The sequence below is a fragment of the Meiothermus cerbereus genome (assembly GCF_051297115.1).
Classification (GTDB): domain Bacteria; phylum Deinococcota; class Deinococci; order Deinococcales; family Thermaceae; genus Meiothermus; species Meiothermus cerbereus_A.
This window is the reverse complement of sequence record NZ_JBEVAL010000094.1, coordinates 1-9,382: the sequence shown is the minus strand read 5'-3', so window position 1 is coordinate 9,382 and position 9,382 is coordinate 1. Positions and strand designations below refer to the sequence as shown.

The 9,382-nt window shown below is 60.1% G+C and carries 8 protein-coding genes; 4 read left to right on the top strand and 4 right to left on the bottom strand.

Annotation, left to right across the window (positions count from 1 at the left end; all coding sequences use genetic code 11):
* Window positions 1–185: 185 nt before the first annotated feature.
* Complete coding sequence (locus ABWU19_RS13455; RefSeq protein WP_435902182.1) at window positions 186–1,187, top strand: TAXI family TRAP transporter solute-binding subunit; 1,002 nt, start codon at window positions 186–188, stop codon at window positions 1,185–1,187.
* Between the two features lie 138 nt (window positions 1,188–1,325).
* Window positions 1,326–3,689 (top strand): TRAP transporter permease, encoded by a 2,364-nt coding sequence (locus ABWU19_RS13450; RefSeq protein WP_435902181.1) that lies wholly within the window; start codon window positions 1,326–1,328, stop codon window positions 3,687–3,689.
* 148 nt (window positions 3,690–3,837) lie between these two features.
* On the opposite strand, the gene ABWU19_RS13445 is transcribed toward ABWU19_RS13450, so the two are convergent.
* Window positions 3,838–4,536, bottom strand: a complete 699-nt coding sequence (locus ABWU19_RS13445; RefSeq protein WP_435902180.1) for a hypothetical protein — start codon at window positions 4,534–4,536, stop codon at window positions 3,838–3,840.
* 157 nt (window positions 4,537–4,693) lie between these two features.
* Between ABWU19_RS13445 and ABWU19_RS13440 the strand changes: the two genes are divergently transcribed.
* Both ABWU19_RS13440 and holA read left to right on the top strand, forming a co-directional pair.
* On the top strand, window positions 4,694–5,041 hold the full coding sequence (locus ABWU19_RS13440; RefSeq protein ID WP_435902179.1) for a DUF4160 domain-containing protein: 348 nt from the start codon (window positions 4,694–4,696) through the stop codon (window positions 5,039–5,041).
* A gap of 68 nt (window positions 5,042–5,109) precedes the next feature.
* Window positions 5,110–6,048, top strand: coding sequence for a DNA polymerase III subunit delta (gene holA / locus ABWU19_RS13435; RefSeq protein ID WP_435902178.1), 939 nt, complete (start codon window positions 5,110–5,112; stop codon window positions 6,046–6,048).
* Here the strand turns inward: holA and ABWU19_RS13430 are convergent.
* From ABWU19_RS13430 to ABWU19_RS13420, 3 genes are all read right to left on the bottom strand, one after another.
* Window positions 6,030–7,007, bottom strand: coding sequence for a calcium/sodium antiporter (locus ABWU19_RS13430; protein WP_435902177.1), 978 nt, complete (start codon window positions 7,005–7,007; stop codon window positions 6,030–6,032). The genes holA and ABWU19_RS13430 overlap by 19 nt on opposite strands.
* A gap of 96 nt (window positions 7,008–7,103) precedes the next feature.
* Window positions 7,104–7,856: a hypothetical protein gene (locus tag ABWU19_RS13425; protein ID WP_435902176.1), complete on the bottom strand. Its 753-nt coding sequence runs from the start codon at window positions 7,854–7,856 to the stop codon at window positions 7,104–7,106.
* Between the two features lie 22 nt (window positions 7,857–7,878).
* The gene (locus tag ABWU19_RS13420) at window positions 7,879–9,165 is read right to left on the bottom strand and encodes a CHASE2 domain-containing protein (RefSeq protein WP_435902175.1); all 1,287 of its coding nucleotides are present in this window, start codon (window positions 9,163–9,165) and stop codon (window positions 7,879–7,881) included.
* Between the last annotated feature and the right edge of the window lie 217 nt (window positions 9,166–9,382).

The window sequence follows — 9,382 nt, the reverse complement described above, 5'->3', positions numbered from 1 at the left end:
AATCCCATGCCCCTCTATCGCTGGCTTAGTGGATGTATATGATAAAAGCCTGCTTCCCCATTATGTCTCTTGACATGTTACATGTAGAATGTAAACTGTCCACAGCCGGAAGCTAAACTTGTGGTTATACAACTTTTTGTTGTGACCAAATGCTCGCTCCCGAGCCGGTTTTAGGAGGTTTGCTAATGAAATTGTGGAAACTTGCGATGGTTGTTCTGATGCTGCTGGCAGGCACGGCGTTTGCTCAGCAGCGTCCCAGGGTGGTTATCCCTACAGGCAGCACCGGTGGGGTATTTTTCTTTTACGGGCAGGCTATCGCCAAGATTTTGAGCGAGACGGGTGTTGCCGACGCCACAGCCCAGCAGACGGGCGGCTCCTACGACAACTTGCTGCTCTTGCGCGACCGCACCGACCCCGCCTCCCGCACCTACTACTGCGCCCTTGCCACCACCGACTCGGCCCTGGTTACCTACACCGGTGAGGAACCCCGCTTTGCCCAGCGCAAGGCTGATATGCAGCGCATCATGTTCTACATGTACCCCAGCCTGATTCATATCGTGACCACCGAAAAGTCGGGCATCAAGTTTGTGGGTGACCTGCGCGGCAAAAGGGTTTCGACCGGGCAGCCCGGTTCCTCCACGGAAAACCTGGCCCTTCTGGTGCTCAAAGGGGCCGGGGTGGATGTGCGTGAGTTTGCCAAGCGCGAGCGCCTGCCCGCTGCAGAGTCGGCCAAGGCCCTTTCCGAAGGCACCATTGACGCCTATTTCTGGGTTGGGGGTGTGCCCACCTCGAGCGTAGTCGAGCTGGCCCAGAGCCTGGCCCGCAAAGGCGACCAGATCAAGCTCATCGACTCGCCGCGCACTGGCCCCACCGCACAACTTCTGCTCAAGGAGTTCCCCGGCATTATCAGCACTGGTAGGCTGCCCAAGAACGCCTATGGCACCAAAGATGATGTGTTCGCCCTCTTTACCGGCAATGTGTTCCTCTGCCCAGCCTCCATGCCCGAGGACCTGGCCGAGGCCATCATGAAGGCGGTTTTTAGCAACTTGCAGACCCTGGTGACCACCACCGCTGCCGCACGGGACACCACCATCAAGAACACCGTAGATCTGTACAACCAGAAAATGGTAGTTCCCTTCCACCCTGGCGCCGTGCGCTACCTGCGTGAAGTTGGTGCCATTCGCTAAACTGGGTCAGTTTTTTTGTAAGCTCCCTCGAGCCTGGGGGAGCTTTTTCATAGCAGTCGGGGCTTGAAAAGGCAATCCCGGCAGAAGCTAAAAGGCCCGGTATAATCACGCACATAGCAGGTTTTTGGAGGTTGGTTTATGGAGATACCTAAAGACAGTGCAGGTAGAACCACCCTGCTGGGACGCATCATCTGGTTCATCCTCCTGGTGGCGGCTTTGTTTAGCTTGTACCTGGTGCTTCACCCCTTCACGCCGTTGAGTCGGGAGAATATCAGCATTCTGGATCAGGTACAGCTACGACGGGCCACCCACGTGCTGCTGTTGCTGGTGGCCGGCTACCTAATCACCTCGCAACTTCAAGCCGCCCGGCCCACCGTGGGCTCCTGGGTTTTTTTGGTTTTGTCGCTGCCGTTCTTGTACACCTTCTGGGTGCCTAATGTACCTGGGGTCGATATTCCCCTGCTCGGCAAGCTAATGGGCACGCTGGCTTGGGCCTTTGCGGTAGGCCCCAACCTGCTGCCCCGGTTGCGGCGCTACGCCGATATAGCCGCAGCTTTACTGGCCATTGCGCCCTGGGCCTACCAGGTGCGCTACTACGAAGAACTGGTCAACCGTGCGGTAATTCCCGCGGGCTGGGATATGGCCATGTCCTTCACCGTCATCATTCTGGTGCTGGGGCTGGTGAGCAGGCTGCTGGGTCCCATCATGCCCTCGCTGGTGCTTATTTTCCTGACCTACAACATGTACGGCCAGTATGTGCCAGGTACCTTCCGGGGGGCCAAAAACGGCATTGACCTGATCCTGGGCAAAACCTTCAACGAAACCGAGGCCGGCATCTATGGCCTTATCACTGGGGTTTCGGCCAAATATATTGTCTACTTCACCATTCTCTCGGGACTCATCGGAGCCCTGGGGCTGGGCAAGGTGGTGGCCAATATGGCCCTGGCCATGGTTGGCCGCACCCCCCAGACCCCGGGCCGGGTAACCGGCATCGCCTCGGTGTTTATGGGTATGTTTAGCGGTTCTGGGGCTGCCGATACCCAGTTTGTAGCCACCCTGACCAAGCCCCTTTATGAAAAAGCCAACTACGACAAGATGACGGCCGCCGGCCTGGTGGCCACCGCCGGCACCATTGCCCTGATTACGCCGCCAGTCCTGGGCTCCATCGCCTTTGTGATGGTGGAAATCCTGCAGATCAGCTACCTCTGGGTGGTGATTATGGCCCTGGGGCCCATGATGCTGTATCTGGTAGGGATTCTCACCTTCAACGAGTTTTATGCCCGTAAGGCCAAGCTACCGCCGGTGGGAGCGGATATTCCTTTGGGGCGACGCTACGCCCTGCGCTACAGCATCATTTTTATCCCGATTGTTTTAATCGTGACGCTGCTTTACCTGGGAACCGAGGTGGCTACAGCGGTCTACCTGGCGGCGCTGGCCTTTGTGTTAATCGCCTACCTCGACCCTACCCTGCGGCCTGCCCCGCTGAACGAGGCCATGCAGGGCCCGGCCTACAAGATTGGTCTGCCCCTGGGCATTGTTCTGGGCGTTGTGGGTAGTTTGACCCCATTGCTGGCGGGGTGGAACCTGGGCAACATCCCGGTGCTGCCCATTACGCTGGCGGTGTTGGGGCTGCTCCTGGGAACGTTTGTGTACCCTGCCGCGGCCGCAGGCAAGTTGCGCGCGGCCATCGAACCCATTGCCCAGGGCTTGGTGGAGGGGTTTCGCCAGCTGATTCCCATCGGTTCGGCCATTGTGGCGGCCAACCTGATTTTCGGCATGATGGTGATTACCGGCCTGCCCTCCAAGTTCTCGATTTTCCTGGAGCAGGTTTCGGGGGAAAGCCTGTTGCTGGCGACGCTGGTTACGGCGGTTTTTAGCCTGATTCTGGGGATGGGGGTGCCGCCTACGGCGACCTACGTGCTCACCGCCTCGCTCACAGCACCAGCCATCATCAAAATTGCCTCTGCCAACTTCCAGGGCTATGGCCTCGAGCCCCAGCAGGCTGTGCTGGCCGCAACCCTGGCGACCCACATGTTCCTCTTCTACTATGCGGTGCTGGCCGACGTCACCCCACCGGTAGCGCTTTCGGGTTATGCGGCGGCCTCGGTGTTCAAAACCAACCCCATCCTGACCGGGGTGTATGCGGCACGGGTGGCGCTGGCAAAATACATCATCGGCTTCTTCTTCCTGCTCTCCTTTACCGGTACGGGCCTGCTCGTCTTGCCGGTGCTGCAGAATGTGCCGGGGATCGAGGGGTGGCTGATTATCCTCGAGCGCTTCTTCTTTACGGCGGTAGCCATTGTTTTCCTGGCTGCGGCCACGGTGGGCTACACCCGTCACCCGCTGCGGCGCTGGGAAAGCTGGGTGATGGGTTTGCTGGCTTTGGCCCTGTTCTACCCCTACCCCAGCTTCTGGATGGCCCTGATCCCCTTTGTGCTGGGGCTGCTGTTCTTCCTGAGGGGCGAGCAGAAGGGAACCCCCCGGCCCCAGGCAGCCGACTAGTCTTGCAGCTACCGCCCCGACCCGCTCCCCGTTTTGCGGGGAGCGGCTTAAATGAACCCCACCTTAACCCACTCCCCACAGGCCTCCACTGTGCTGTGCAGGACAAAGCAATCAAGTTGTGGGTAGCTCAATATTTGTGAAGAGCGCTCTATTCCTTGGAAAGGGCAGCTTTGTAAAGCATCAGCCGTTCCAGCCGCACCAGGGGTTTCTGGTCTTGAGTAAAACCCCAAAAGGTCAGGGTGGCCTCCTGTGCCGGCAAGCCTTTCTTCGACGGGTTTTCCATGTGCAGCCGGGCTTCCAGTTGCCCTGCTTTGGCGAGTTCCCGCAGGCGTTTGCGGTAGCGCTGGAGGGTTTGTGCCTCCAGGTCTGGCCTGGACTGGGCCTCGCCTGGCCGAAAACCGAACAAGAGCTCGAGGTCGTTGTCAAATCCATCCCGATCCGAATCGAGCCCATCCTGGGTGACTTCCTGGATGGCCTGGCGAATTTGCGCCACACTAAGCTGGAAGATGCTGCGGGCCTCGGGGCTGTCGGCGGCCACGGTCTCGTTGAGCAGCCTGTGCACGATGGCCTGATAATACCGGCCAAAGGGGTTGAACTGCCTGGTGTTTTCTTTGCCGATGTGGCACAGTGCGCAGGTGGCCTGGGTGGGCTCGAGGTGGTAGCGCACTACCAATTCTTGTAGCGAGGGTACGCCAAAGCGTAAGGGTGGGGTGGCGGCGGGAATTAACCCCAGTGCGTCGGTGTAACGCCCACGCTCGCGAAATACCTCACCCAAACCCCGCCAGCTATAAAGCGTGAAGCTGCCCAGCAGGGCCACCACAATCAGAAGCCGCAGACCCTTATCCACCAGACTTCAATCTATACGAAATATGCCAGCAAAAGGTGGCCTGAAGGGTTGTTGAAGCGGTTCCGATGGGGGCGCATCCTGGGGCCACCCCAGCACGTAACGCTCGAGGTGGTCAGAAGCACAGCAGCTTTCTGGGGGAGCCCGGTACAATTACACCATGTTGACGCTGATGCGCCGGGGTGGTTTTCGCTTTTATGTCAAGTCGGGCAGCGCCCAGGAAAAACCGCACATTTTTGTGACCCGCGACGGGGAGGCATGGGCCAAGTTCACCCTGAAACCTGTGGGTGTGGTCATCAACAACGGCCTGGCCCGCAACGAGCTGGTCCGCCTGCAAGGAATGGTGGCCGACCTCGAGCCCCAGCTTTTGCAGCTCTGGTGGGAATATGCCGTTACCCAGGGGGTCAAGCCAGAGGCGGAAAAACAAGCCAAGCCTGGGCATAAACCGGATCAGGTGGCCCAGTTGCCTTCGCAACAGGCCGAGCCGGCCCCTGAGCCCGCGGTTTGAACCCGTGGCGAGGTGGGCTGGGTTGGAGCGGGCCACCTCCAGACGGCTCTGGTATTCTGCCCTGGTAGATGATTCAGGTTTTTACAGGCGATAGCTTCCTGGCTAAAGAAGCCCTGCTGCAAGAGGCCAGCTTGCAGGGTTTGCCACAACGCTTAATGCCCCCCGAGCCCGCCCTGGTGGCCCAGGAGGCCAGCGGTGGACTGTTTGGCCCAGGGGGCGCTCTGGTAGATTTGCGCGACCTAACCGAAGCCGAATGGAAGCCCCTCAAGGAAGTGCTGGAGAGCCTGCCGCCCGATGCGGTGGTGCTGCTGCTGGACCCCCGGCCTACGGCTGCTCGCAGCAAGTGGTACGCCGAAAAGGCCACCCGGCGTGACCACCCCACCCCGGGCCCCAAGGAAATGACCAACTGGGTCGTCAACCGCGCCCGCCACTACGACCTCAAGCTGCCAGGGGCCATTGCCTCGTATCTGGCGGGGCTGGTGGGGGGCAAAAGCAGCGCCGAGAACCCCGCCCTGGGCCTCGAGGCCCTCGACCAGGAGCTAAAAAAACTCAGGTTTGTTTCTGCTCCCATCACCCTCGAGAAGGTGCAGGCCCTGGCAGCGCTGGATACCCCCATCTCCGGTTTTGATCTGGTGCGTTCGACCACCGAGGGCAAACCCATGCAGGCTGTCAAGTACGCCCGCGAACTCCTGGAGCGGGGCGAAGACCCCTTGCGGATTTTAGGGGCGCTTTCCTGGCAGTATGTGCGGGTAGCCAGGGCCTGGGCGCTGTTGCAGGACGACCCCATGATGGGGGAGGGCGTGGCTGCCAGCGCCCTGGGCATGCACCCCTACGCTGCCAAACAGACCCTTCTTTTGGCTAAAAAGATGTCGGGCGAGGCTGTAACGCGGGCTCTGGAAATCCTGATGGAGGCCGAGCAAGCTGCAAAAACCGGCAGGGACATGCGTCTAGCTCTGGAGCGGGCCATCGTCATGCTGGCCCAGGCGCATCAACCCACGTTGCGCTGAGCAGTACTGTGGATCAAAAAAGCCACATAGGCCACATACAGCCCCAGAAAAACGCCGCCCTCCCGGCGTCCCAGGCGGTATCCGGTAGCCAGAAACGGCCATAGCAGCACACTGGCTGCCAGCATCATCCACATATCGCGCTGGATGTTTTCCCAGGGCAGGCCCACGGGCTGTACCAGGGCGGTAATGCCCAGAATGCCCAGGATGTTAAACACGTTGGAGCCCACAATGTTGCCCAGGGCGATGTCCGGCTCCCGCTTGAGGGCCGCGGTGATGGAGGCAGCTACCTCTGGCAGGCTGGTGCCCAGGGCCACGATGGTCAGGCCGATCACCAGCTCGGGAACCCCGAAGGCCCGGGCCAGCTCCACCGCCCCTATGGTCAGGAGGCGGGCCCCCACCCCCAGCAGCACCAGACCCAGCAGGATCCCCCCATAGGTTTGCCAGCCCGCTTTGGCGGGTTGGCCGTACTCCTGGTCGAACTCACTAAGCACCTCAGGGTTCTCGCCTGCACTGCTGCGGTACAAAAACCAGATATATAGCCCCAGCAGAACCACCGACGCCAGCCCTTCCCAGCGCCCTACCTGCCCACCCGTGTGCAGAAACACGAACAGCAGCAAGGATGCGCCAATCATGATGGGCACCTCGCGCTTGATGAACTGGGCCTGGGCCCGGATGGGTGCCACCAGCGCTGTGACCCCCAGGATGAGCAGGATGTTCAGGATGTTGGAACCCACCACATTCCCGATGGCAATGTCCGGGCTACCCGTGAGCGCGGCAGCCAGGCTCGCGGCCAGTTCGGGGCTGCTGGTGCCAAAGGCCACCACCGTCAGGCCGACCACCATGGTGCTGATGCCCCAGGTGCGGGCCAGCACCACCGCATTCTTTACCAGCGCATCACCCCCAAAGTACAACAGCACGATACCGACAGCGATCAACAGCAGGTTCAACACAAAGTCCATGCCGAGTAGGGTATCAGAAATGGTGGGGGTTTGCAGGGGGTTTTTTGCTGGCCGCAAGGCCTGCTGGGGCTGCCCTGGAACCACCTTCAAAAGCGCTTAGCGGTAACTTCCCCGGAACTCCTGCCGAATCTGGGCTGCCAGGATGTGGGCCAGCTCGGTCTGGCCCGTTGCCATAAGGTAACTGTAGGCAGCGGGGGCATAGCCGATATAGCCGGTAAGCCAGAGGGCCAGCGCGGCCTCGCGGGTTGTTTCGGCTTCCACTTGGGCAAAAAGGTATACCCAGCGCACGGGGGCCCGGTACACCACCACCCCCGAGCGGTTGCTGACCTCGAGGTGTGTGGCTTTGCGCAGCATGATACTGGGAATTGCAAACTCCTCGCTGCTGGCTTCAATTCGGGCGAGTTCCTTCTGGTTTTCGAGTAGGCGCAGGCTTTGCCCGGCTGCCACGGTCAGATAAAGCGTATCCAGCCGGTAATCGGTGGGTAGGTAGAGCACCGGGATGTTTTCCTCCAGGCCCCGGCTCTTGGCTTCTTTTACGAAGGCTGCTTCAGCTCGCTTTTTGCAGACCCCAATGTCCTGGCAACTGGCCACCAGGCTTTGCCAGAGCGACCGGGGCCGGGCAACCTCGAAGCAAGCGGCTCCCCTGGCTTCCAGGGTAAAAGCCCGCACCCCATACTGGAGGCGGCCCTTGCCTTCGGTAACGCATAAACGGTCGCCGACCTCGAGGTTTAGTACCAGTGCCGGGCCACTGCTACGGGTATAGGTCTGTACTGCCTGGCCGGGGCGCTCGAGGCGGGCTTTACCACTGAGCTCGAGGCGGGCCGGCTCGGCCAGACCCACTGTGCCCATACCCACCAGCGCGAGCAGAACCCTAACCGTCGCCAATACCCTGGACAACTTCCTTGAGCTTGTCGGCCACTTCCTGGCCTTTATCGCTGGTGCTGTTTTCATTTTTCTTCCCTCCGGCAAATAGCTTGAGGAACAAGGCCCCCATCTGAAAGGCCACAATGGGATACAGGTAATCCAGAAAGTGCCCGGTGTACTGCAAAATCACCACCCCGGCAAAAAACAAAAACCAGGCGGCCACAGCGGTTTCGATCAGGGCCTGCACAAAGCCCTGGAAGCGACTGGCCCTGAGCCAGCCATCGGTAATGCTGTAGGTGAGCCACAAGGCCACAAACACCACCAGCGGCACCACCAGCAGCACCGGCCCCCAGCCCAGGGTTTCGGAAAAACTACGGTAGGTAGCCAGGGTCAGGAGGGCATTGGCGTGAATGTCAACGCCCTGCACCGGCCCAATTGCCGTGAAGTGTACGTCGTCGGCCTGGGGGTAGGTGCGCCCCACCAGGAACAAAGCCCCCTGGGTTGCCTCGGACAGCACCAGCCCGTCGTTAAGGAAATCCAGCCCGCTCATTGCCACCAGGTTGGGCCAGAGCTGGCTTCCGGTGGCGTTGGATCCATAGCGCCTGATTTCACGATAGACGATGCGCTTGCCCTCAGAGCCTGGGTTTCCTGGCGCGACCGACTGCTGACAGCGATTGGCGTCGCGTAAATCTAAGCCCAGGCCCAAACAGTACAGGCCCAGCGAGGCCGCGACCGGCTGACCCGGGCGGGGACGGGGAATTTTGCGGGTTAGCCCATCGCTGTCGTAGAAGACCTGGGCCTTCACGGTGTGCAGGAAGGGGCTCAAGCGGCTCAGGGGCTCGCCCAGTGCTATAGCATCGGGTAGCAGCAGCGGGGTTCCGACTCCCTTCAGGAGCGCGAGTAACTGCTGATCCCCTGCCGACAACACCCCACCCTCGTTGCTGGGATAACGCAGGTCAAAGTCCAGGAAGATGCCTTTAGGCTGGTAGGCGAGTATTTTCTTGGTTAGTTGGGCGAGCTGGCCCCGGTCGAAGAGGTGGCTGTTGGGGCTTAGCTGCTCAATGCTTTGTTGCTCGAGCTCTAGCAAAACCACCAGTGGAAAGTTGCGTACAGGCACCGGCGAGCCCCAGTGGTGCACCACCCGCGTTAGCCGATCGAGCGAGGCCCCCTGCGGCCCCTTAATAAACGCGCTAAAGGGCCCCAACAGGTTATTGTTCAGAATGTAAGAAGAAATCAGCATCACCAGCACCACCAGGCCGGTGCGCCAGAGGGCTTTGCCAACGTATGGCGACATGGTGCGGCGTGGTGGGGGGGTGGGTATTGGTTTATCCACATTGTTCCTGCCTGCTGGGATGCCAGGCCCCGAATGGTTCATACGGAAACAGCCCAATTACGCAACATCTAGTATGAAAACAAAAGCCATGCACTAAGAGTAGTGCCCTTTGGGACAGCAACAGGCTCTTATCATATACAGCATGAACCCGAACAAACCCATACCCAGCCCCATTCCT